This is a genomic window from Sphingobium sp. Leaf26, from assembly GCF_001421665.1.
GTDB lineage: Bacteria > Pseudomonadota > Alphaproteobacteria > Sphingomonadales > Sphingomonadaceae > Sphingobium.
The window spans coordinates 67,867-92,965 of the sequence record NZ_LMKV01000002.1 but is presented as its reverse complement, the minus strand read 5'-3'; the positions used below and the strand labels follow the sequence as shown (position 1 = coordinate 92,965).

General features: G+C 64.7%; 16 protein-coding genes. 6 read left to right on the top strand and 10 right to left on the bottom strand.

What is annotated here, in order from left to right; genetic code table 11:
• Positions 1–351: 351 nt before the first annotated feature.
• Positions 352–1,845 (top strand): ATPase domain-containing protein, encoded by a 1,494-nt coding sequence (locus ASE85_RS05045; protein ID WP_056684593.1) that lies wholly within the window; start codon positions 352–354, stop codon positions 1,843–1,845.
• Positions 1,846–3,927: a hybrid sensor histidine kinase/response regulator gene (locus ASE85_RS05040; RefSeq protein WP_056684590.1), complete on the top strand. Its 2,082-nt coding sequence runs from the start codon at positions 1,846–1,848 to the stop codon at positions 3,925–3,927.
• Between the two features lie 528 nt (positions 3,928–4,455).
• On the opposite strand, the gene ASE85_RS05030 is transcribed toward ASE85_RS05040, so the two are convergent.
• Positions 4,456–4,812: a PilZ domain-containing protein gene (locus ASE85_RS05030; protein WP_056684584.1), complete on the bottom strand. Its 357-nt coding sequence runs from the start codon at positions 4,810–4,812 to the stop codon at positions 4,456–4,458.
• A 133-nt stretch (positions 4,813–4,945) separates the two neighbouring features.
• Positions 4,946–7,681 carry a preprotein translocase subunit SecA gene (gene secA / locus ASE85_RS05025; RefSeq protein ID WP_056684582.1) on the bottom strand — a complete coding sequence of 912 codons (2,736 nt, stop codon included), beginning with the start codon at positions 7,679–7,681 and terminating at the stop codon, positions 4,946–4,948.
• 246 nt (positions 7,682–7,927) lie between these two features.
• Between secA and ASE85_RS05020 the strand changes: the two genes are divergently transcribed.
• The 4 genes from ASE85_RS05020 to ASE85_RS05005 are packed head-to-tail and all read left to right on the top strand — an operon-like array spanning position 7,928 to position 12,175.
• Positions 7,928–9,475, top strand: a complete 1,548-nt coding sequence (locus tag ASE85_RS05020) for an ArnT family glycosyltransferase (RefSeq protein WP_056684579.1) — start codon at positions 7,928–7,930, stop codon at positions 9,473–9,475.
• A 32-nt stretch (positions 9,476–9,507) separates the two neighbouring features.
• Complete coding sequence (argJ, locus tag ASE85_RS05015) at positions 9,508–10,734, top strand: bifunctional glutamate N-acetyltransferase/amino-acid acetyltransferase ArgJ (protein ID WP_056684576.1); 1,227 nt, start codon at positions 9,508–9,510, stop codon at positions 10,732–10,734.
• Positions 10,735–10,747: 13 nt separating this feature from the next.
• Positions 10,748–11,542 (top strand): inositol monophosphatase family protein, encoded by a 795-nt coding sequence (locus ASE85_RS05010; protein ID WP_056684573.1) that lies wholly within the window; start codon positions 10,748–10,750, stop codon positions 11,540–11,542.
• Positions 11,543–11,566: 24 nt separating this feature from the next.
• Positions 11,567–12,175, top strand: coding sequence for a glutathione S-transferase family protein (locus ASE85_RS05005; RefSeq protein WP_056684570.1), 609 nt, complete (start codon positions 11,567–11,569; stop codon positions 12,173–12,175).
• Positions 12,176–12,226: 51 nt separating this feature from the next.
• Here the strand turns inward: ASE85_RS05005 and trxA are convergent, their stop codons facing one another.
• The 8 genes from trxA to ahcY form a co-directional block, all read right to left on the bottom strand.
• Positions 12,227–12,553 carry a thioredoxin TrxA gene (gene trxA / locus ASE85_RS05000; RefSeq protein WP_327196607.1) on the bottom strand — a complete coding sequence of 109 codons (327 nt, stop codon included), beginning with the start codon at positions 12,551–12,553 and terminating at the stop codon, positions 12,227–12,229.
• 54 nt (positions 12,554–12,607) lie between these two features.
• The gene (gene addA, locus ASE85_RS04995) at positions 12,608–16,015 is read right to left on the bottom strand and encodes a double-strand break repair helicase AddA (RefSeq protein ID WP_056684564.1); all 3,408 of its coding nucleotides are present in this window, start codon (positions 16,013–16,015) and stop codon (positions 12,608–12,610) included.
• The gene (gene addB / locus ASE85_RS04990; RefSeq protein WP_056684561.1) at positions 15,996–18,965 is read right to left on the bottom strand and encodes a double-strand break repair protein AddB; all 2,970 of its coding nucleotides are present in this window, start codon (positions 18,963–18,965) and stop codon (positions 15,996–15,998) included. Before addB ends, addA begins: the two co-directional genes overlap by 20 nt.
• Positions 18,958–19,668, bottom strand: coding sequence for a nucleotidyltransferase family protein (locus tag ASE85_RS04985; protein WP_056684558.1), 711 nt, complete (start codon positions 19,666–19,668; stop codon positions 18,958–18,960). The genes addB and ASE85_RS04985 overlap by 8 nt, the downstream gene beginning before the upstream one ends.
• On the bottom strand, positions 19,665–20,651 hold the full coding sequence (locus ASE85_RS04980) for an aminoglycoside phosphotransferase family protein (RefSeq protein ID WP_056684556.1): 987 nt from the start codon (positions 20,649–20,651) through the stop codon (positions 19,665–19,667). The genes ASE85_RS04985 and ASE85_RS04980 overlap by 4 nt, the downstream gene beginning before the upstream one ends.
• Positions 20,648–21,103, bottom strand: a complete 456-nt coding sequence (gene tsaE, locus ASE85_RS04975; RefSeq protein WP_056684553.1) for a tRNA (adenosine(37)-N6)-threonylcarbamoyltransferase complex ATPase subunit type 1 TsaE — start codon at positions 21,101–21,103, stop codon at positions 20,648–20,650. Before tsaE ends, ASE85_RS04980 begins: the two co-directional genes overlap by 4 nt.
• 7 nt (positions 21,104–21,110) lie before the next feature.
• Positions 21,111–23,459, bottom strand: coding sequence for a sensor histidine kinase (locus ASE85_RS04970; RefSeq protein ID WP_056684550.1), 2,349 nt, complete (start codon positions 23,457–23,459; stop codon positions 21,111–21,113).
• Positions 23,460–23,609: 150 nt separating this feature from the next.
• Positions 23,610–25,034: an adenosylhomocysteinase gene (gene ahcY / locus ASE85_RS04965; protein ID WP_200928295.1), complete on the bottom strand. Its 1,425-nt coding sequence runs from the start codon at positions 25,032–25,034 to the stop codon at positions 23,610–23,612.
• Between the last annotated feature and the right edge of the window lie 65 nt (positions 25,035–25,099).

Below are 25,099 nucleotides of genomic sequence, written 5' to 3'. Positions count from 1 at the left end.
CTTGATGGATCATCTGACAGGACCGCAGGCTTTTAAGCTCTTTTAATTAGGCTTCCTATCGAGGACCGGACGTTCGTGCTGCTGTTGAACAGCAGCTTTGATCGGCAATGGCATAAGGCTCAGCATCGCAGGAAGACGGATCATCCGGCTCATCCGCACGCTCAACGTGGAGCGCGTGCGATTGCCGCTGCAACGGAGCCATATCGTTCCTCCAAATCGTTACGGGTGCAACCCGACCGTTGGTTTTGGCGTTTAAGAAATATGAGGTCGCCAGGCCAGCTTGATGGAGAGCAGTCTGCGACAATTGGCATCGCGCTATGGAGCGACGGTCGGACACGAGAGAGATTGCCGATGGGTTACAAAGATGCACGAGTTTCAACTGGAAATGTCGGCCTCGACTTCGTTTTGCGTGGCGGACTTCCGGCCAATCGGCTGTTCTTGATCGAAGGCATGCCCGGCTCCGGCAAGACCACGCTCGCACTCGAGTTCCTGCTGCATGGCCTGCGCAGTGGCGAGCCGGTTCTCTACATCACGCTGTCGGAAACCAGCGAGGAGTTGGATGTCGTTGCAAAGTCGCATGGCTGGTCATTGGACGGGGTCAACCTGTTCGAGTTGGCCTCGGCGGACGAAGTGCTGGGCGTAAGCCGCGACCAATCGATCCTGCATAGCTGGGAAATGGAACTGGGCGGTACGATCCAGTTGATCCGCGAGGAAGTTGAGCGGGTGCAGCCTAAACGGATCGTGTTCGACAGCCTTTCCGAAATGCGTCTGCTGGCGCAGGATGGGTTGCGCTATCGTCGCCAGTTGCTGTTCCTGAAACAGTTCTTTGCCGGGCTCGACACCACCGTACTGCTGGTCGACGACATGACCGGATCAGGCGGCGGGCGGGATAATCAACTGCACAGCTTATGCCACGGGGTGGTCACGCTTGAACGGCACACGCTCGATTTCGGCGCGGCGCGCCGGCGTATGCAGGTGCAAAAGATGCGCGGCGTCGATTTCGTCGCTGGCTATCACGATATGATCATCCGCCGGGGCGGCGTCGATATCTTCCCGCGCCTGATCGCGGCCGATCACCACACCCCGTTCATCGGCGACCCGGTGCCGAGCGGCATTGATGCACTCGACGCGCTGTTGAACGGTGGCCCCGCGCGCGGCACCTCGACGCTGATCACGGGACCGGCGGGGGCTGGAAAGACGACGCTGTCGCTGCAATATATGGCGGCCGCGTGCCGCCGCGGGGAAAAGGTGGTAATCTATGAGTTCGATGAGCGTATCGGTACCCTGATAAGCCGCGCGCAGGCGTTCGGGATAGACCTGCAAGATCTGATGTCGGACGGTCGCTTGGCTATCCGCCAGATCGATCCGGCGGAGATCACGCCGGGGCAGTTCGCGGCGATGGTTCGCAGCGAGGTTGAGGAGAACAACGTCGAGGTCGTGCTGATCGATAGCCTCAACGGCTATCTCGCCGCGATGCCGCAGGAACAGCAGTTGATCCTGCAACTGCATGAGCTCATGTCCTATCTCAACCAGGCTGGCGTGGTGACGTTTCTGATCAACCCCCAATCCGGGTTCTTCGGCACGATGCACACCAGCGAGCTAAACGTCTCGTACATCGCCGATATTGTCATCCTGCTGCGCTTCTTCGAAAGCCGGGGCCGCATCCGCAAGGCGATCTCTGTCGTCAAAAATCGCAGCGGCCAGCATGAGGACACGATCCGCGAGTTACGCATCGATGCGCAGGGCATACGCATCGGAGCGCCGCTGGCGGAGTTCCGCGGCGTTCTGACCGGTACACCCGAATATGTCGGGGGGAAAACCCCATTGATGGAAGACCGCGGCTAGGTGCATCGTTCCTCACCCAACGGCCATCGCGTCCTGGTCAGCGCACCCTATGCCAACGACGCGGCGAGCGTGGCCAAACTGCTGGGCACGCAAGGCTATGACGTCGGCATCTGTGCATCGCTTGCCGATATCGCCGAAGCGCTTGATGAGGATGTCGGGGTGATCCTGATCACCGAGGAGGCGCTGTTCACCGATCTTGGGCCGCTAAATCGGACGCTTGAGGCGCAACCGACATGGTCGGACGTGCCTTTCGTGCTGCTGGCCGGGCGCCAGGCGGGGCGCGCGGCGACGAGCGAAGCCATCCGGCGGCGGCTGCCCGCAAGCGCCATCAACGTCGTGCTGCTCGAACGACCACTCAGCAGCGAATCGCTGTTCAGCGCAATTATCTCGGCTATGCGCGCGCGGCAGAAGCAGTTCGAAATCCGCGACCAGCTGGCAGAACTGGTCAGCGAACGGATTCGCCTGACGACCTTGCTCGATACGATCCCGGTGGGCGTGGCGTTCGTGAATCCGGACGGATCGACCCTTCTGTCCAACCCCGAATTTCGACGCTTCCTGCCGACAGGCGAGGTGCCGTCGCGCATCGCGGGTTCGGAGGATCGTTGGGAAGGCTATGAAGCCGATGGCAGCCGCATAGAGCGCAAGCGCTATGTAACGGCACGATCGCTGCGCGGTGAGCGCGTGCCAGGCGTCGAATTCCTGCATCATCCGGCGATCGGGGAGCCGGTATGGACGCGGGTAAGCGGAATTCCTCTGCTGGATGGCGATCGGGTAACCGGCGCGATTTCCGTGATCGTCGATATCGACGAACAAAAGCGCGGTCAGGTTGCGCTGGCCCAAGCCGCAGGCCGGCTTGAGCAACAGGTTGCCGAACGGACCCAAGCCCTGACCAAAGCTTTGCGTGATTTAGAGGCGGAGGCCGAAGTGCGCGAACGGGCCGAGGCCGCGCTGCGTCAATCGCAAAAAATGGAAGCGGTCGGCCAGTTGACAGGCGGCATCGCGCACGACTTCAACAACATGCTGACCGGCGTGATCGGCGCGATCGACGTCATGAAGCGGCGGATCGCAGCGGGACGGCTGGACGATCTCGACCGGTTCATGGAAGCCGCCAGCGTATCTGCCCACCGCGCCGCAGGGCTGACCGCGCGCTTGCTGGCCTTCTCGCGCCGTCAATCGCTCGACAGCCGGGCTACGGACGTCAACGCGCTGGTCGCATCGCTGGAGGATCTGCTGCGTCGGACGATGAGCGAGCAGATCTCGGTTTCGATCCTGCCGGGCGGCAATGTTCCACCGGCCGTTGTCGACGCCAACCAGTTGGAGAGCGCGATCCTGAACCTGGCAATCAATGCTCGCGACGCCATGCCAGAGGGCGGAGCGCTGACGGTCGAGACCAGCGTGACGGCGTTCGATACGATATATTGCGAGGCGCATCCGGGGGCGATTCCGGGACGCTATGTCGTCGTCGCGGTTTCGGACAGTGGCGTCGGCATGGATCACAAGACGCTGGAGAAAGTGTTCGATCCCTTCTTCACGACCAAGCCGGTTGGCCAGGGGACGGGACTTGGCCTATCGATGGTCTATGGCTTTGCCAAACAATCGGAGGGGCAGGTCCGCATTCATTCGACACCGGGCGAAGGCACGTCGGTCAAGCTGTTCCTTCCGGTCGCCGAGGGCGGCATCGCAGAGGAGGATGGCGCACCTGCGCCGATCCATCACGGGGACGGCCAGACCGTATTGCTGGTCGAGGACGATGAATCGGTGCGGCTATTGGTGCGCGATGTTCTCAGCGAACTGGGCTACAAGGCGGTCGAGGCCGCTGAGGCGCAATCGGCCATCCGGCTCCTCCACAGCGGCCGAAAGTTCGACCTGATGATCACAGATGTCGGCCTTCCGGGAATGAACGGGCGCCAGCTCGCCGAGGTCGCGCGCGAGCATCTGCCCGCTCTGCCGATCCTGTTCGTCACAGGCTATGCCGAAAACGCGGCGATCCGCGCGGGCTTCCTCGGCACGAACATGCAGATGATCACCAAGCCGTTCCAGATCGAGCATCTGTCCTCCAAGATCGGCGAGATGCTGGAATAAGCCGGTGGCTCGGCAACAGCACGCCGGCAATCAGCTGCGGAAAAGTGGGAACCGGTTTTTCGCTTAAAACGATGCGAAAACAAAAAACTAGAGCGCGCGACCTGCATCGGATTTAACGCAGCGCGCTCTAGCGCTGGTAGAGGAGCGCGGCTCAGTCGGCATGGCTCAGAGGCGCAGGCGCACATGTCGCGAGATATCTTCATATGGCATTCCCAACGGCCGTGTCGACAGCGACCCTTGCCATGATCTCATCTCTGCCAAAGCGAATATCCCTGCTACCCGCCACATGGCCGAGATGGAGGCCAAAGGCTGCCGCGCCTTCTTTCATCACCAGGGCCGATCGACAGAACAACCAAGCCATCACGGCCCGTTCTTCGAAGTCAGCGGTGGTTAGCATGGCTTGGCATTTGCCGGCAGTATGCTCTTGCAAAATATGCCGGATTTGCCAATCTTTTCAGTATCCTATATTGCGGCTTGGTTCAAACTGCGGCAGTCGCCGCTTCCGCCGGCCTTTCCCGAAACGAGTGCTCAGGCATAGCTGCTGGGGCCGGTGCCGTGAAGGATGACGGGCGGGAGGTCCATCCTGTGGATGCCGGCTTCCGCGATGATCGCGACCGGATCTACCGGATGGCTGAACAGCAGGCCGCAGCGGTCCGGTCCGTCCCAGATAACCGTGCCACATACTTCCAATCCTTGGGCAATGAGCGTCACCCATTCCCCGACCGCCGGCAACCACGTGCCGGTCAGCAGCGCACCATATATGGAAATATTGCGAATCGTGACCGGCTGGCTGATGCCATCCCAATTGAGCGTCGCCTCGACCTCGGCGTCATAACGGCTCTCGCGGCGGCGTTCCGCACGCGCGCGATAGGTCATGCTGTCCATAGCCTTTCTCCCGGTCGCCCCCCAGGATCAGACCAAAGTCCATGCAGAAGGTTGCGGAAAGGTGAAAGACTTTGGTTAACGACCTGTTGGAACGAAAAAGGCCGGGCACATCGCCCGGCCCCTTAAACTATCGTCAGGCCAGGGCGCCGTGACAATGCTTGTATTTCTGGCCCGATCCGCACGGGCAAGGCGCATTGCGGCTGATGTCCAGATTGGCGAACTCACCGGCCGAGGCGTTGCCTACGGGCGCGCGCGATATGGTGGTGGTGACGCCGCCAAAGCTGCCGGCGTCGATATCCGCGCTGTTATCCTCGCCCGAAAAGGGGTCGATATGCGTGGTGATGAAGTCCGGCAGGACCGGCAGGCCATAATCTTCCAGCGGCGGCTGTTCCATGCGGAACTGGACGCGGGCGATGGAGCCGGTCACATCCTCGCGGATATTCTCCAGCATCCGCTCGAACAAAGCGAAGGCTTCCTGCTTATATTCGTTGATCGGCGTCTTCTGCGCATAGGCGCGCAGATGCACGACCTGACGCAGGGCGTCGAGCGTGGAGAGATGCTCCTTCCAGTGATGATCCAGGCTCTGGAGCAGGATCGACTTTTCGATCATGTGCCAGTCGGACGCCTCGACCTCCCTGACCTTCTCCGCGACGGCTTCGTCTGCCAGGGCAGACAGACGTTCCTCGATCATTTCAGGATCGACCGAATCCTCGGCCAGCCAGGCGTCGAAATCTGGTTCAAGCCCCAGTATCTCGGCGGTGCGGGCCTTCAGCCGCTCCATGTCCCACTGTTCGGGATAGCTGCCGGGCGGGCAGGATGCGCCCACCAGATCGTTCACCGTCTCATGGCGCATGTCGATCACGACATCGTCCACGGTGTCGCTGTCCATGATGTCGCTGCGCTGTTCGTAGATGACCTTGCGCTGGTCGTTCATCACGTCATCATATTCGACCACCTGCTTGCGGATATCGTAATTGCGCGCCTCGACCTTGCGCTGGGCAGTCTCGATCGCCTTGCTCAGCCACTTGGACGGGGGCAGCGCCTCGCCATCTTCCAGGTTCGACCGGATCATCTTGGCGAACATCGTGTCCGGGCCGAAGATGCGCATCAGGTCATCGTCAAGGCTGAGGTAGAAACGCGACAGGCCGGGGTCGCCCTGACGGCCCGAACGACCGCGAAGCTGGTTATCGATACGGCGGCTTTCATGCCGCTCGGTCGCCAGCACGAACAGACCGCCGGCGGCCAGCACTTCCTGCTTTTCGACTTCGATCTCCGCTTCGATCCGGGCGATCGCAGCGTCGCGCTCCGGCCCTTCCGGCATGTCGCGCAGTTCGTCCTCGACCCGCATTTCCAGATTGCCGCCCAGCTTGATGTCGGTACCGCGGCCAGCCATGTTGGTGGCGATGGTCACCGTGCCCTTGCGGCCCGCCTGCGCGACGATGTGCGCTTCGCTGTCATGGAAACGGGCGTTCAGGACGGCGTGCGGCACGCCTTCCTGCGTCAGGAATTCCGACAGCATTTCCGATTTTTCGATGGACACGGTGCCGACCAGAACCGGCTGGCCTTGTTCCGCATGGACCTTGATGGTCTTGGCAATGCCACGGAACTTGTCGTCCAGATTCTTGTAGAAACTGTCTTCTTCGTCGATGCGCTGTACCGGCTTGTTCGTCGGGATGGTGACGACGTTCATCTTGTAGATTTCGAAGAATTCCGCCGCTTCGGTCGCCGCCGTACCGGTCATGCCGCCCAGTTTGGGGTACATGCGGAAATAATTCTGGAAGGTGATGGATGCGAGCGTCTGGTTCTCCGGCTCGATCTGGACGCCTTCCTTGGCTTCCACCGCCTGATGCAGGCCGTCCGACCAGCGGCGACCGTCCATCATGCGGCCGGTGAACTCGTCGATGATGACGACCTTGCCGTCCTTGACGATATAGTCGATGTCGCGGCGGAACATCACGACCGCGCGCAGCGCCTGGTTCACATGATGGACGACGGCGGTATTCTCGAAGTCATAGAGGTTCGCACCCTGAAGCAGGCCTGCGTCCTCCAGCAGGCGCTCGATCTTCTCGGTGCCATCCTCGGTCAGCGTGACGGTACGCTGCTTCTCGTCCTTCTCATAATCGGCTTCGGTCACCTGCTTCACGATCGCGTCGACCGCGACATAGAGCTCCGACTTGTCGTCGGTCGGGCCGGAAATGATGAGCGGCGTACGCGCTTCGTCGATCAGGATCGAATCGACCTCGTCCACGATCGCATAGTTGAACGGGCGCTGGACCATCGACGCGCGGTCATATTTCATATTGTCGCGCAGATAGTCGAAGCCAAGCTCGTTGTTCGTCGCGTAGGTGATGTCGGCGGCATAGGCCTCGCGCCGCTGATCCTCGCTGATGTTCGGCACGATGACGCCGGTGGTGAGGCCCAGGAAACGATAGACCTGGCCCATCCATTCGCAGTCGCGGCTGGCCAGGTAATCGTTCACGGTGACGACGTGAACGCCCTTCCCCTCCAGTGCGTTGAGGTAGGTGGCCAGCGTCGCGACCAGCGTCTTGCCTTCACCCGTACGCATTTCGGCGATTTCGCCGCGATGCAGGACGATACCGCCCACCATCTGCACGTCGAAATGGCGCATGCCCAGCACGCGGACGGCCGCTTCCCGAACCGTGGCGAAGGCTTCGGGCAGCAGATCGTCCAGCGTCTCGCCATTGGCAAGCCGTTCGCGGAAACGGGCGGTCTGGCCGACCAGTTCCTCGTCGTTCATCGCCTGCACGGCGCCTTCGAAGGAGGTGATCTGATCGACGATCCTGCCCAGCGACTTCACATAACGTTCGTTGGACGATCCGAAGATGGACTTGGCGAGTGCGCCGAACATGCAAATTCCTGACAATAGGGGGACGTTCCGCCTCCTTGCGAGAGACGCACGCAGATATGCGCCGCGATTTAGGCACGGCACATCCGTTAGTCAATCAGACTGCGGCTGAACCCGACCTGTCGCGACGATGTCATGGTCGCGCGGCAGGCGGTTTTCGTCGGGTGGTGGCGTCATCAGGGCGCGGAACGCTTTGCAGGTCGCATAAGCTGCGCCACAACAGCGTGACATAGGGCAAGGGTCGCAAAATTGTATCGTTCGTTCGTTCTTGCGCCGCCGCGCAGCTATGCCTTGCCGGTCGCCATATCGGTGACGATCGCGCTGGCCCTGTGGTTCGGGCTGACGGCGATCGCGACTCAATTCGATCATGACGAAAGCCAATATGTCGCCGGCGCCTATTTCAGCGGCCGGCTGCTGATCTTCCGCGACTTTCTCTATCTCCAGCCGCCACTGCACAGTTGGACCTATGCACCGCTGGCTTGGCTATTCCCTGATCATATGGTGCTGGCGATGCGACTGGCGACCGCGTTGACGGCGCTTTTCACGTTGTCAGCGCTCTGGCTGGCGCAGCGGGTCGCCGGCGTGTCGCGCGATAGTGCGGCGATCGCAACATTGCTGGTGGCGTCCACCGCCGCGTTTCAGTTTACCGGTGCGGTGGTGCGCAACGATATGCTGCCAACCCTGCTGTCCGCCATGGGGCTGCTGGTCAGCCTGCTGGCTCTGCGCCACTGCAAGCGCGGATACTGGTTCATTGCTGGCGCCCTGTTTGGCCTTGCCATCGCGACCAAATTGAATTTCGCGCCGCTGGGGTTGATGACTGGCCTGTTCGTCCTGTTCACGGGCGGACGTTGCGGCTTCAAGGCGGCTTGCTTTCTGGCGCTGGGGGCCTTGGCGGGCATGGCGCCGATGCTGATCGCCTGGTGGGCGGCGCCGGATGCCTTCTTTTATGGTGTGCTGACCTATGGCGCGACCGCCCCGCATGCCTGGTATGCCGCCAATGGCGCGTTCGATGAACTGGACAGGCTGGAGAAGCTGACCGACCTGCTCAAATATCTGTGGAAGGGGCCGGCACTCGTCGCGCTCCTATTGCTTTGCGGCAACTGGATCGCGACGCGGGGGCGCGTGCGTTCGCCGGGGCGGCGGTTGGCGATCTGGATGACCGGCGGGGCGCTGATCGGTGCCGCGCTGCCCACCCCTTCGCAGGTTCAATATGTCATGCCGCTGCTCCCGTCGCTGGCACTGGCGCTCGGCTATCTGCTCGACGATGCGCGCCGCTGGACCTTCACCCGGCGGCAGGCGCTGCTCGGGCTGCTCTGTCTGGCCGCCATTCCGGGCATGCTGCCGGCAACCCGCCATATCGTCTCGATGCTGCGCGGAGGATCGCCGGTCCTGAAGGCGGACGCCGGCGCGCGCTGGGTCGGCATGACCGTGCGTGCCATGGGTCATGGCGACGATATCGTTACTCTGTCTCCGCACATGATCCTGGGCAGCGGCCTTGACCTGGACCCGCGCTTCGCCGCTGGTCCCTTCGCCTACCGCACCGGCTGGACGATGGGACCGGTGTTGGCGCGGCAGGTGCATGCGATGATCCCGGCCACGCTCGCCGACATGGACCACGCTCCGCCTGCTGCGATCCTGACCGGCTATGAGAACGGCACCCGCAAATTGCCGCTGCGCCCCGACGGCGGGCTGATAGCCTATGCTCGTCGCCACGGCTATCGGATGCTGACGATGCCCGATGGCGTGGGCCGGCTCTATCTTCGGACCGGCCGTTTTCCCCCGTCGCGCAGTGATTGACCCTGGCTCGATTTTGCCGCATTTCGCCCGTCATGACCGATCGCTCGCCCCTCGCCCCCGCCGCCTTCCCGATCCTGCCCGACATTAACGGCGTGACGCTGCGTGCCGCCCGCGCCGGATACAAGGCATGGGCGCGCTGCGACCTGACCTATGTCGAACTGGACGCCGGCACGGCGGTCGCCGGGGTGACGACGCAGAGCAAATGCCCTTCGCCTGAGGTAGAATGGTGCCGCGATGCCATCCCGCTGGGTTCGGCCCGCGCGCTGGTGGTCAATGCCGGCAACGCCAACGCCTTCACCGGCCATCGCGGCCGCGCGGCGGTGGAGGCGATCGCGGCCAAGGTCGCCAATCATCTCGGCTGCCAGCCGTCCGACATCTTAGTCTCCTCGACCGGCGTGATCGGGGTACCGCTGCCGATCGACAAGGCCGAAGCCGGCCTCGAAGCCGCCTTCACCGCCACCCCCTGTGGCTGGGAAGAGGCGGCGACCACCATCGGCACCACGGACACCTTCGCCAAGGGCGCCCATGTCTCCGCCATGATCGGCGACCAGCGGGTCGAACTGGTCGGCATCATCAAGGGGTCCGGCATGATCGCGCCCGACATGGCGACGATGCTGGGCTACATCTTCACCGACGCCGCGATCGACCCCGCGCTGCTGCAACAGATGCTGTCGGCCGCCAACCGCAAGACCTTCTCCTGCATCACCGTCGACAGCGACACCTCCACCAGCGACACTGTGCTGGCCTTCGCCACCGGCAAGGCGGGCAATGCGCCGATCGCGTCCATGGACGATGCCGGCGCCGACGCCTTCCATGCCGCGCTCACCGATCTCTGCCGCCAGCTTGCCCATCTGGTCGTGCGGGACGGCGAAGGCGCGACCAAGTTCATCGACATCAGCGTCGAAGGGGCTGAGAGCGACGCCAGCGCGCATCGTATCGCCCTGTCGATCGCCAATTCCCCGCTGGTCAAGACTGCCATTGCGGGCGAGGATGCCAATTGGGGCCGGGTCGTCATGGCCGTGGGCAAGGCAGGCGAGCCGGCCGACCGCGACACGCTGTCGATCCGCTTCGGCGCGACGCAGGTGGCGACCGGCGGCCTGGCGGTCGAGGGCTATGACGAGGCCCCCGTCGCCGCCCATCTCAAGGGTCAGGACATATTGATCGGCGTCGACCTTGGCCTTGGCGAAGGCCGGGCGCAGGTTTGGACCTGCGACCTCACCCATGGCTATATCTCGATCAACGCCGACTATCGCAGCTAAAGGGGCGTCACCGATGCTGGAACTGCATGAACCCGTCATCGCCCTGATGCGCGATGTGGGGCGTGATATCATTATGCCTCGCTACCGCAACCTGTCCAGCGACCAGATCAGCGAGAAGGCGGCGGACGATTTCGTCACCATCGCCGACAAGGAAAGCGAAATCCGCCTGGCCGAAGGGCTGGCCGCGATCCTGCCCGAAGCCGGCGTCATCGGCGAGGAAGCCTGTGCCGCCGACCCGGCGATATTGGATCGGGCGGGCGACGGGCTGAACTGGATCATCGACCCGATCGACGGGACCGGCAATTTCGCGTCGGGTAATCCGCCCTTCGGCATCATGGTGGCGCTGGCCGATGCCGGTACGACGCTGGCGGGCTGGATACTCGATCCGCTGACCGGCCGGCTGTGTCATGCCATGCTCGGTGGCGGCAGCCATGTCGATGGCCAGCAGGTGCAGGCCCGCGAAACCGAAGGCGACCTGCCGGTCGCGGCGATCTCCACCATCTTCATGGACCCACAGGAGCGCGCCGACATGATGCGCCGGTCGCAGGCCATCTTCACGCTGGTGGATATTCCCCGCTGCGCCGCCGAACAATATCCCCGGCTGGTGCTGGGGCAGAATGACGTGTCGGTCTTTGCGCGCGTCCTGCCCTGGGATCATGCGGCCGGCACCCTGTTCGTCAATGAAGCGGGCGGCTGCTGCCAGCGCCTTGACGGAACGCCTTACAAGGTGGGGGACTTGCGGCGCGGGCTGATGGGGGCATCCTCGCCCCGCTTGTGGGACAAGGCAGCGGCGACGCTGTTCGATTGACGGACTTCGATTGAAGGATAGGACATGCTGACGATCTGGGGCCGATTGAACTCGCACAATGTCAAGAAGATCGCCTGGTTCGCCGACGAAATCGGCCTGCCCTATGTCCGCCATGACGTCGGCGGCAAGTTCGGGATGAGCGCCGATTATCTGGCTAGGAACCCCAACCGGCTGATTCCCACGATCGAGGATGGCGATGTTACCTTGTGGGAATCCAACACTATCCTGCGCTATCTGGCGGCACGCTACGCCCCTGCCCTCTGGCCGATCGACCCGGCTGAACGGGCACAGGGTGACAAATGGATGGACTGGCAGTTCAGCTTTGCGGACGCCCAGCGCGATGCCTTCCTCCAACTGGTCCGCATTCCGACCGAACAACGAGATGGACAGCTCCTCGCGGCATCGGCGGCGGCGTCGGGCGCGGCGATGCGGATATTGGACCGCACATTGTCGGTGCAGCCATGGCTTTCAGGTGTCTCTTTCGGTGTCGCAGACGTGCCGATGGGCGTGTACGCCCACAGCTTCTTCACGCTCGACATGGAGCGGCCGGACGTGCCGCATGTGCGCGCCTGGTACGACCGGCTGCGCGCCCGGCCGGCCTATGCCCAGTCGGTGATGATCCCGCTGACATAGGCCCGGTTCGGCCGGGCGCGCCGGACAATTCAGCCCGACACGTTCAGCAGCTTACAGGACGCTTTCGATCCAGCCCTTGAGCGCGCTCTTTGGCGCCGCGCCGACCTTGGTCGCGGCCGCTTCGCCATTCTTGAACAGGATCATCGTCGGGATGCCGCGCACGCCATATTGGCCCGGTGCGTCGGGATTTTCGTCGATGTTGATCTTGGCGATCGTGACCTTGTCCGCCAGTTCCTCGGAGATTTCCTCCAGCGCCGGGCCGATCATCTTGCACGGGCCGCACCATTCGGCCCAGAAGTCGACGAGCACGGGCTTGTCGCTGTTGATGACGTCGTCCTTGAAACTGAGATCGGTGACTGCCTTGGTGGCCATTGCAATAAACTCCTTTGCGTTGGTCGATATCTAGGATGGGCGCGCATGCGGCTCAACGGGTCAGAGCGGCAAATTCTCCTGTGCGGGCGCAAAGCCCGGCTTGTGCGCCGCCAGCAGGCTGGCCGGCAGCGGAATGAAGCGGGGCGCGCTGGTATAAAGCAGCCCCGCCTCGATCGCTCGGTCGGGGAAGATCACGGCGAGCGCCGCGGCATAGGCGGCCATCTGCCGGATATGCGGCGTCGGCACATCCGCCAGCGTCAGCGGCGCAACCCGCCCGGTCTTGAAATCCACCAATTGGATGCGATCGGCGCCGATGCACAGCCGATCGACCGTCCCGGCGATCACCGCCTCCCCCACCACGGCCGCAATCGGCGCTTCGGCCAGCGCATCGGGGCCGAACAGCGCGGCAAAATCCGGCGCGTCGATCACGCGCAGCGCCTGCTCGATGACGTCATGGCGCTGCGCTGCATCGGCCACGCCCTGCTGCACCAGCCAGCGATCGGCCGCATCCCGTCGACGATCCATCGGCAGATCGGGCAATCGCTCGAACAGGGCATGGAGCCAGCGCCCCCGCTCGGCCGCCGCGCGCATCGCCGGGGTCGGCGGCGGGTAGGGCACATCGTCCTCGACCGGTGCCGATGGCGCCAGCGGCCGGGGCGGCCGCGCTTCGGCCGGAGCAGGCTGGCGCAGCCATGATGGTTCGGTCATGGCAACGGCTTCAGCCGCGCTTTCTGGTTCCGCTGCTTTGGACGGCAGGACTTCGCCGCCCTGCCAGCGCCGTGCCGCGCCCCAAAGCGGATCAGCCTCCCACTCCGCACCGAGCGAAATCATCGCGCCCTCGACGGCGGCGTACCAGCTTTCGCTCTTCACCTCGCCTTTGGCGCGCGGACCGAGCGATCCCGCGACGATCAGCCTCTCCTCCGCGCGGGTCAGGGCGACATAGAGCAGCCGCCAATGTTCCTCCTTCTCCACCTGCGCCGCCGCTTCGGCCACGGCGCCGATTGGCCCCTGCCGTTCCGGCTTGCGCGGCGCGAGGATCGGCAGGCCATTCCAGACCAGCGAATCCGCGCGATTGCCGGCATCGGGGTCGAGGCAGGCGTCGGCCAGGATCACGATCGGGGCCTGTAGCCCCTTGGCGCCATGCACGGTCAGCAGACGCAGATTATCGCCCTGCGCCGCCGCATCCCGCACGATTTCCACCTCGCCCCTGTCGAACCAGTCGATGAAGCGCTGGAGCGAGGGGTGATCGTCGCTTTCAAAGGCGAGCGCGGCGTTCAACAACTCCTCGATCGGATCGGCCGCCTCGCTGCCCAGCCGCTCCACCAGCCGCCGCCGCCCATCCATCGGCCCGGACAGGATCGCCTCCAGATAACGATAGGGCGTGGTGAAATCCGCGACCGCCAGCAGCTCGCGCAAAGGCTGCAACAGCGCGTCGTCCAAAGTCCGGTTGAGGTGCCGCCACAGCCCGGCCTTGCGCCCGATCAGGCGCGTCATCAACTCGTCCTGCGTCCACCCGATCAGCGGCGACACCAGCAGTGCGGCGAGGTTCAGTTCATCCTCCGGCTGCACCGCGAAGCGCAAAGCTGCCAGCAGGTCGCGCACCGCCAGCGGGCTGTTCAGCCGCAGCCGGTCGATCCCCGCGACTGCCACCTTCTCCTCATAGAGGCGCGCGACGATCAGCCGCGCCAGTTCGCTGCGGCGGCGCACCAGGATCATGATATCGCCCGCGCGCACCGGCCGCCCCCGGCTTTCCAGCATCAACCCGTCGTCGATCCACTGCCTAATCTGCCGGGCAATCCGGGTCGCCAGCGTCCGCTCCTGATCGGCGGCCCAATCCTCCTCGCCCTCGGCATCCTCGGACAGGTTGGCGACGACCGGTTTCCAGAGCTGGACCTCACCGGGATGGCGGTTGGCGCTGACATGGCGCACCTCCCCCGCCTCCATCCCCAACCGCTCGGCGCGGAGCGTGGAAATGGTGCGGTCGACCACGTCGAGGACGGCCGGCGTCGATCGGAAACTCCGGTCCAGCGACAGGTCGAAGAAGTCGTGGCCCGCTTCGTGGGCATATCTCGAAAAAGCAATCCGGGCAGCGCGAAACTCGGCGGGGCTGGTGCCCTGAAAACCGAAGATGGCCTGCTTGAAATCGCCGACGGCAAAAACTGTTCTTACCTTGTCGCCCTTGGCTCCTTCACCCGCAAAAAACTCGGCGGTCAGGGCGGCGACGATTGTCCATTGCCGCACATTGGTATCCTGCGCCTCATCCACCAGAATATGGTCGATCCGCTGGTCCAGCTTGTAGCGGATCCATTCGGCAATGCCCGACTGTTCCAGCAGAGACGCCGTGCGCGCGATCAGATCGTCGAAATCGACCGCGCCTGCCAGCCGCTTGGCCTGCGCATAATCGCGGGCATAGGCACGCCCGGCATGCAGCGCCTGCGCCAGCAGCGCCGCATAATCGGCGCGCAGCTTCGTCGCGATCAGCGCCCCGCACCGCTCATACAGCCGCATTGCCATCTCGGCATAGCCATCGACCGGCGGTACATAGCCCTTGCTGTCGAGGAAATCGCCATCCGCCTTGGCCCAGGCGCGGTGCAGGTCGGCCAGCGTCGCCGCCCGCCCCGCCGGATCAAGCCCACGCCACGCCGCAATCCGGTCGCATCGCTCCAGTGCGCGGGTCTTGCCCCATTCGACATTGGCGCGCACGATCCCGTCCAATGTCCGCATGTCGAACATGGCATCGGAACATTGTCCGGCAAGCCATTGATCGACATCGCCTTCCGGCAACTCCATCTGTGCGTTCAGTTCCGGCCCGATGGCATCGGGCAGTGCATCCAGCGCCTCCCCCTTCGCCGCGCAGCGCAGCAGGAATTGCGCCGCTCCGCCTTCGCCCAGCCGCAGGCTGAGCGCCTGCAACGCGCCAATCACCGCCTCGTCGCCCTGGTCATGCGCGCGCACCACCATGTCGGCCAGAGTTTGCCGCGCCAGGCTGGATTGCTCGCGCTGGTCGAGCGGACGGAAGCCCGGCGTCAGTTCCGCTTCCAGTGGAAAAGCGGTCAGCAATTGCTGGCAGAAGCCATGGATGGTCTGGATGGGCAGGCCGCCGCCGGTCGACTCCAGCACTTCGGCGAACAGACGCCGGGCATAGTCGCGTTGCTCCGGCCCGGATTCCTCGCCCAGCGCCTCCAGATCGTTGAACAGGTCGGGTTCATCCATCTGCACCCATGCCGCCAGCCGGTCATGGATACGGTCGGCCATTTCCGCGGCGCCCGCCTTGGTAAAGGTCAGGCACAGGATATTTTCCGGCTTCACCCCCTGCAACAGCAGGCGAAAGACGCGGGCTGTCAGCACATGCGTCTTGCCGGTGCCGGCCGACGCCGACAGCCACACATGGGCGTCGGGCGCGGCTGCCCGCGCCTGATCTCCCAGCAGTTTCTGGAGCGCGCGTGCCTTAGCCATCGTCGCGGCCATACCATTCCTCCAGCCGCATGAGCTGGTCATAATCGCCATAATTGGCGACTTCGGGGTTGATCTCCGCCCGGAACGGCACAGTGCCGAGCAAGAATGCGTTGGCCAGTGCCTCGAAATGTTCATGGGCATGGGCGGTGAATTCATCGCTGACGACCTTGTCCCGCTTGCCCAGCGGATCGACTGGCCGCTCGCGATAGCCGAACTGATCGCCCTTCTTGGCCAGCGACCAATATTCGAAATCGCCCGCTTTCGGCTGCGTCCCCAAACCGTCGAACCCGCCCAACTCGGCGATGATGCCCAGCAGCCCCAGTTGCAGCGAATAGCCCGCCTTCACCTGCCGCGCACTTGGGGGTTTGCCGGTCTTGTAGTCGATGATGCCGATGCGGCCATCGGCCAGCCGGTCGATCCGGTCCGCCTTGCCCATCAGCGTCACGCCGGCAATGTCGGCCCGCCCCTCCCGCTCGACGGCCAATATGGTGCGCCCCGCCGCCTCGTCCTTCACCACTTCGGCCGCGATCCACCGGATCGCCTCGATCAGGCGGGGTTGCCACAGAGCCTTGAGCAGCGGGTGCACTTCCGGCTGCTCGAACATGGCGCGGGCGCGCTGCTCCAGATCGGCCGGATCGAGCGTGCCGGCTTCGGCCCAGCGTTGCAGCACATCATGCACCGCCGTCCCGCGCCACGCCGGCCCGGCATCGGCATCGACAGGGTCGAGCCGCGCCAGCCGCAGGACTCGCTTGGCATAGAAGGCGAAGGGATCGGCCTTCAGGCGGTCGACATCGGTAACCGGAATGACGCGCGGCCGCACCGATGCAGGGGGTGCCGGGGCCGGTCGCCCGGCCGGACGATGCGTACCCGGCGCGTCGATCGCGCCTGCCATCGCTGCATAGCGGTCGCCCGATTTCCATTGTGGCCCTGCCATCGCCTTCAGCCGCAGCCAGAAGCGCGAGGCGACCGCCGGCCCACCGCTTCCCCGCCGGGCACGGGTGATGAGGACATGCGGCGCGCCCAGCGCACTGGAGAAATCATGCGCGGCGAGGCCAATGCGCGTTTCCAGCCCCGGCAGCCCCAGTTCGCGCCGGATGCGCGGCGCCAGCCATGGGTCGGGCGACGGCAGGCCGGGCCAGGTGCCTTCGTTAAGCCCACCAAGGATCATGAGGTCCGCCTGCATCAGCCGCGCCTCGATCAGGCCCAATATGCTGATGCGCGGATGCCCCCCCTGCGGCGGCCGCACGGATACGCCGCCCAGCATATGATCGAGCAGCACCGGCAGCGCGCGCGGATCGGCCTGACGCGGGCCTTCGGGCGCTGCCGCTTCCATTTCCGCGAACAGGTCGGCGGCGGCATGGCCCTGATGCCCGGACCAGACGGCATCGCCCGACAGTGCGCCAGCCTGCTCGCGCAGCACCGCGAGTTGTTCGCCAAGGTCTGCGGCCGCATCGAAGGCCGTTTCCAGCGGCTCCAGCAAAGCCCGCGCATCCGGCCACCACGCACACACCTGTTCGCGCAGGACACGTTGCCTGTCGTCCGGGCGGGCGTGCATCATCAGGTCTATGCCATGCAGTCCCGCCTGCGGCCGCGGCCCCCGCAGCAGCAGGTCGAGTGCGCGCACGCCCTCCAGCCAACCGAGTCGCCGCTCGCCCTTCATCACCAGCGGATGTTTGAGCAGCGTCAGCAACGGCACCGGTGCAAATCGTTCCGCCACCGCTTCCGCGATGGCGATCAGCAACGTACCGGGCAGCAGCCGCGACAGCGGCTGACCCGCGCTATCGTCGGCCTCTATGCCCCAGCGGCGCAAATGGGCCGACACGCGCGTCGCCAGTTGCCGGTCGGGCGTCACCAGCGCGGCGGTCCGTTCCGGCGTATCAAGCGCCTCCCGCAAAGCGATGGCGATAGCCTGCGCCTCCTCGCCCGGCGTGGCCAGTTCCAGCGCTTCCACCCCAGCCAGCGACCGGTCGGCGGTCTTCAGGTTGCGCCAGCGGCTCGTCAGCTTCGGCGGCAACATCGCATTGGAAATATTACGGCTGCGGACCGCCCGCGCATCATGCTCGCTGCCCCAGCGCCAGTTGGCGACGTCCTCGCGCGTAGCGCTCATGGCATCGAGCAGCAGCTTCAGCGCATATTGCGGATGGCTCTCATGGCCGGGCCGTCGCTGCCCGGTCAGCGGGTCGGGATCGAACGGACCGATCGCCTTCCATGCTTCCTCGTCCATATGCTGATCCAGGCCGGCGAACACCACCATGCCATTGGCCATGGCTCCGATCCGGCGCAGCAGCGCGGCGACGGCGGGTGCGGTGGTGGAAATGCCGGCAGCGACCACGAAGCCCGCCGGCGGATGCACATGCCAGCGCGCCGTTAGCCGGTCGAACAACCGGTTGCGGCGGTCGGCCAGGTCGATGCAGCCCATGCGGGCCAGTTCATCGGGCCAGCGTGCGATCAAAATCTCGAATATCTTGAGCGATGTTTGCCAATGTTTGGACAGTTCTTCGGACAGCGGCAGGTCGCGCAGTGCCCCCGGTGCCACCCGCTCCACCTGCATCTGGTCCAGCACCGCGCCCAGCGCCTGCCCCAGCAGCAGCGCCTGTCCGGCGTCGATTTCCGGCCTCGCCTGCTGCACCATGCGCGCCAGGATCATCTGCCGACGCATCGGCGCGATCGCGGGCGGCACCGCCTCTTCCTCGCCCAGAGGGTCCAGTGCGCCGCCGACCTGTTCGCCAAGGTCCGGGTCACCGATCGCAACCAGCCGGGGCAGCAGCAACCCGCCATTGGACTGGCGAACGAAGGCATCGCTGACCGCACGGATGGCGCGATTATTGGGCAAGAGCACCATGCCTTGCGCCAGCGCCATGGCATCGCCGCGATGCTGGGCCAGCAGTCCCGCTACCAGCGCATCGGCAAAGGCGCGGTGCGCGGGAATGGTGAACAAGGCGGGTTTGCTGCGCTCACCCATGTGCGAGCATCGACTCCACGACGGGGATGGCCTGCGGCGTCCCGACGTCGAACCACAGACCCTGATGCGACACGCCGTAAAGGCGCCCGGCCTCTATCGCGCGGTTCCAGAAGATGTTGGTGGAAAACACGTCCGCCGGTGGATCGACCAGCAGCTTCGGCGTCATGATCTGCACGCCGGTGAACACGAAGGGCGCGACATAGGCGGTCTTGCGCCGGGTCAACCGGCCGGTCGCATCCATATGGAAATCGCCCGGCCCCTTATGACAGGTGGCGCGGGCCAGCGGCACCAGAAGCAGCAGCGCGTCCATCTTGTCCGGGTTCCAGATACGCTGCATCATGCCCAGCGTTTCCTGCGGCCCGTCGATCCACAGATTGTCGCTATTGGCACAGATGAACGGCTGATCGCCCAGCAGCGCCTTCGCCTTGATAAGCCCGCCGCCGGTTTCCAGCAGCTTCGCCCGCTCGTCCGACACGGCGAACTCCAAACCGCATTTGCGCGCCTTCAGATGCGCCTCGACCGTGTCGGCCAGATAGTGGACATTCACCACCACCTTGCTGATGCCGCCCGCCTCCAGCCGGTCGAGCGCATGGTCCATCAACGGCTTGCCAGCCACCTTCACCAGCGGCTTGGGCCGGGTCGCGGTCAACGGGCGCATGCGCTTGCCCAATCCGGCGGCCATCAGCATGGCGGTGTCGATCATGCGGGAATATGCTCTTTCAGCGCCTGATGGCGCTTGTCGGCTGGAATATTGGCGGCGAACCAGTCGGCGACAGGGGCCAGCGCCGGATGCTTCAGGTCGCGTTCCAGCAGGCCCCACATGCGCGGCAGGAAGGACAGATAGCGCGGCTTGCCGTCGCGCTTCCACAGTCGCGTGAAGATGCCGATGATCTTGGCATTGCGCTGTGCCCCCAGCACCGCATAGGCGGCATCGAAATCGGCCGGCGGGCTGGCGACCGCCTTGTAATGCGCCAGCATCGCCGCTTCGACCTCGACCGGCACATCGCGCCGGGCATCCTGCAACAACGACACAAGGTCATAGGCCGGATGGCCCGCCAGCGCGTCCTGAAAATCGAGCAGGCCAAGCCCGTGCGAGGCCGGCCCGTCGATCAGCATGATATTTTCGGCATGATAGTCGCGCAGCACCGTCACGGTCGGGCTGGGCGACTGTTCCACGAGCGGCAGCACCGCATCCCATGCCCGCACATAGGCGTCGGAATCGACTTCCAGGCCGATCGCCGGGCAATAATATTGCGTCAGCAGCCCGGCCTCCCGCTGATACACCGCCCGGTCATAGGGCGGCACGTCGGCGGCGGGCAGCCTGTGCAGGTCGGCCAGCAACTCGATCGCGCGGGCATAGACGGCCAGTTCCGCATCCGGCTCGGCGTCCAGATGTTCCTTTACGCGCAGGTCGCCGAAATCCTCGATCAGCACCAGCCCCTGTTCCAGGTCGCGCGCCAATATGCGCGGCGCGGCGAAACCGTTCGCCAGCAGATGTTCGGCAACGGCGATGAAGGGGCGCGGGTCTTCATGCGGCGGCGGCGCATCCATCAGCACGGCACGACGGCCGCCGTCGAGCACGCGGAAATAGCGGCGGAAGGATGCGTCTCCGGCCAGCGGGACGATGGCGGCCCGATCCCATCCCGCGTCGGCGAGGAAGGCGGGCGCGGTGGCGGGGGGGATCATATCTGTGACCATCGCTCCGTCCAAGCGTCCGGCACGTCCGCTGTCAAGCGCCGCGCGTCCTCCCCGGCCTCATCTTGGGCAAAGTCGATGCTGAGGCGCAGGGCATGCGGCCATAGCGCATCGCCCAGCCGGTCGGGCCATTCGATTATCAGCAGGCTGTCCATCAGATAGTCGCCCAGCGCCAGTTCCTCGGCCTCCGCCGCATCATCCAGTCGATAAAGATCGACATGGGCGACCGGCAGGCGCACTTCCGGCACGTCATAGGGCTGGACGATGGCGAAGCTGGGGCTGGGCGCCTCGCCCTCCAGTCCCAGCGCTTCCAGCAGGCCCCGCGCCAGCGTCGTCTTGCCCGCGCCAAGGCCGCCTTCCAGCGCGATGACGTCGCCGATCCGGGCATGCACCGCGATCCGCCGGCCCAGATCCAGCATCGCCGCCTCGCCGCTCAGTTCCATGACAGCCTCAGCCACGCGGCAGTTCGATCACGGCCATCGTCCCCTGCCCGGCTTCCGATACCAGTTGCAGCGTGCCGCCATGCGCCTCCGCCAACTGGCGCGCCAGCGGCAGGCCGATGCCGGCGCGGCCGCCATTGCGGGCCTGCCCGGCGCGCGCGGCGGGATCGAAGATGGCGCCCTGTTGCGACGCGCTGATGCCGGGGCCATTGTCCGACACGACGATCCGGGCCTTCTCGCCCGTGCCGTCGCCATGCAGCAGGATGCGGGCGCCCTTGCCGCAATAGCGGATCGCGTTTTCCAGCAGATGGTCGATCGCCTGCCCGATCCGCCGGGCGTCCCCCTGCACTGCGCCCAGGCTGTCCTTCAACGCTATCTCGATCTCGATACCCTTGGCGGTCGCGTCCATCGTCATCCGGCTGGCGCTGTCCTGCACGACCTTGCCCAAGTCGACGCGCGCAAGCTCGATCGGCAGCGTGCCCACTTCGCCCTGGGTCAGGTCCAGCACATTGTCGATCAGCATCGACAGCCGCGCCGTGCTTTGCAGGATACCGTCGACATAGCCCTTCGCCGACTCGCTCAACTCGCCCGCATAGCCCGCGCTCATCATCTCGGCGAAACCGGAAATGGTGGTGAGCGGAGTCCGCAGTTCATAGCTCATATTGGTGACAAACGCGGTCTTGACCTTGTTCGCCTGCTCCAGTGCCTCGTTCCGGTCACGCAGCACCTGCTCGACCCGGCGGCTGTCGGTCACGTCCAGCATGGTGAACAGCGCATTGCCATCGGGCAGCGGGATGGCGGCAAATTCAAAGATGCGCCCATCGGCAAAACCGACATGGCCCATCCGCTGCTTGCGCTCGACCGTGGCGGCGCGCACCAGTTCGCGCACCAGATTGGCCTGTTCCGGCTTCGTCAGCTTCGCCTGCACCGCGCGCATCAGATCGTCGATGCGCGGATGGCCGGCGAGCAAATCCTCGCTTGCGCCCCAGATGGTGCGGAACCGGCTGTTCCACATCTGGAGCTTGCCGTCGGATGAAAAGACACCGATCGATTCGAACAGATTGTCGAAGGTCGCCGTCCGCACCCGCAGCAGCGTGTCGCGCGCGCTCGACAATTGCACCTGCTCGGTGCGATCCTCGAAGATCAGCAGCAGCCCGCCATCGGGCAAGGGCTGGGCATAGACGCGCAGATGGGTACCGTCCTGCAACAGCCAGTTTTCCTCCAGCGGATGGGGCGACAGGAACCATTGCCGCCGTTCACCACGCCAGGCAGGAAAATCGCGATGTTCGGGCAAGCGTCGCGCGTCCCGCATCTGGTCCAGAACCCGCTCGAACAGCGGCGCGTCGGTCAGCGCATCCTGACGCAGGCCGAACAGGCTGATGAAGGGCTGGTTCCAGAAACGCAGCGCCCGGTCCGGGCCAAAACGCGCCACGCCGGCCGACAGGCGATCGAGCAAATCGCGTTGCGCCGTCTCCAGCCGTCGATGCTCGGTCCGCGCCTGCTCCAGTTCATGCTGATCGACCGCATAGCCCGCAACGCCCGCCGGACCCAGCGGCACATCCACGACTCGCATCGTGCGTCGTTCACCGTCGATCGTCGCGGGCACCATGCGCTCGACCGGCTCGTCGCGGGCGATGGCATCGGCGGCCGCCGCTTTCGGCGTCAGACCGGCGACGGTTTCCACCAGCTCGGTACCCTGGCTGATGACGTCGGCCGCCCCCGCCCCATCGACCGCCCTGACATAGGCGCTGTTGACGAGGCTGAGACGCAAGTCCGTCGTGCGATGCCACATCGGGAAGGGCGCAGCCTCCACCAGCCCGGCCAGCGCCTCCAGCGCGTCGCGCAATTGCTCGACATGACCGCGCAGCGACTGGATTTCCGACTGGCTGTCGGTCGCGTCGAAAATCCACAGGATCACGCCCCCGCTGTCTGCGATCCCCGGCCCGGCCGGCGCACCGCGCACCAGCAGCAGGCGGTTCGATCCATGGCCGCGCACCGGCAGGGCAAAGCTTTTCCCCGCGCGCTGGGCGGATGCGATCTCCTGCGCCAGCACGGCGGCATCCTCCGGCTCCAGCCCCCCGTCGGGCGCCGTCAGTTCGGAGGCGAAGGTCGGCACACGCGGCTTGCCCAGCCATTTGGCCAGGCGATCGGCTGCTTCCAGACGCCCATCGGGATGGATGATGATCGGCGCGGCGGGAGCCGACGCCAGCAACATGGTCAGCCGATCCAGCTTGCCTTGCGCCTGCATGCCCTCGCGGCGCATCCGCTGGCCGCTCAGCAACGCCCATACCCCAGCGCCCAGCCAGCCGGCCAGCACCACGCCAAAAATGATCGCGGCATAGGGGGACAATGTCGTCACGACATCCGCCCCTTGCGCGCCATAGCCTGCCAGTCCCTGTTCATAAGCCGACCGGGCCTAAACCAGAACCGCCTGATGGCCAAGCCAGGCGCAAGAAAAAAGGGAGGCGTTGCCACCTCCCTCCGTTTCCTTTTGCCAGACGGCATTCGCTCAATAGCGGTAATGGTCCGGCTTGAACGGCCCCTCCACCGGCACGCCGATATAGTCGGCCTGACGCTGGCTGAGCTGGGTCAGCTTCACACCCAGCTTTTCCAGATGCAGCGCGGCGACCTTTTCGTCCAGATGCTTGGGCAGGACATAGACGTCGTTGCCGTACGTCTCGCTCTTGGTCCACAATTCGATCTGGGCCAGCGTCTGGTTGGTGAAGCTGGCCGACATGACGAAGCTGGGATGGCCGGTGGCGTTGCCCAGATTGACCAGACGGCCCTTCGACAGGACGATGATCTTCTTGCCGTCGGGGAACTCGACTTCATCGACCTGCGGCTTGATTTCCGTCCACTTCATGTTGGACAGACCCGCAATCTCGATCTCGCTGTCGAAATGGCCGATGTTCGACACGATCGCCATATTCTTCATGGCGCGCATGTGGTCAACGGTCAGGACGCCTTCATTGCCGGTCGCGGTGACGAAGATGTCGGCGCGCGGCGCGGCGTCTTCCATCGTCACGACTTCATAGCCTTCCATCGCGGCCTGCAACGCGCAGATCGGATCGACTTCGGTCACCAGAACGCGGGCGCCGCCATTGCGCAGCGACGCGGCCGAACCCTTGCCAACGTCACCGAAACCGGCAACGCAGGCAACCTTACCCGCCAGCATGACGTCGGTGCCGCGACGGATCGCGTCGACCAGCGATTCCTTGCAGCCGTACAGATTGTCGAACTTCGACTTGGTGACGCTGTCGTTCACGTTGATCGCGGGGAAGGGCAGCTTGCCCTTTTTCGACAGTTCATACAGGCGGTGAACGCCCGTGGTGGTTTCTTCCGACACGCCCTTGATCGACTGGACGGTCTTGGTCAGGAAGCCGGGACGCTCCTTCAGTACGCGCTTCAGCACGGCGACGAAGATTTCCTCTTCCTCGTTCGACGGCGTGAACAGTTCCTCGCCCGCCTCGACACGCGCGCCCCACAGGGCGAACATGGTGGCGTCGCCGCCATCGTCCAGGATCAGGTTGCAAACGCCGCTGTCGTCATTGTGCCAGTCGAAGATGCGCTCGACATAGTCCCAATATTCCTGAAGCGTCTCGCCCTTGATGGCGAAGACCGGCACGCCCGACGCGGCGATCGCGGCGGCAGCATGGTCCTGCGTCGAATAGATGTTGCAGGTCGCCCAGCGGACCTGCGCGCCCAGTGCCGTCAGCGTCTCGATCAGCACGGCGGTCTGGATCGTCATGTGCAGCGAGCCGGTGATGCGCGCGCCCTTGAGCGGCTGCGACGCACCGAATTCGGCGCGCAGGGCCATCAAGCCGGGCATTTCGGTTTCGGCGATCTCGATTTCCTTGCGACCAAAGGCAGCAAGGCCGATGTCCGCGATCACATAATCCTGCGCCTGGGTGGCGGGTGCGGTGGCCACGATCATATCTCCGTCAGCTTGAAATTGTGCCGTTCGGCCGCATGGCGGACGATGGCGATGGGATGCGCCTT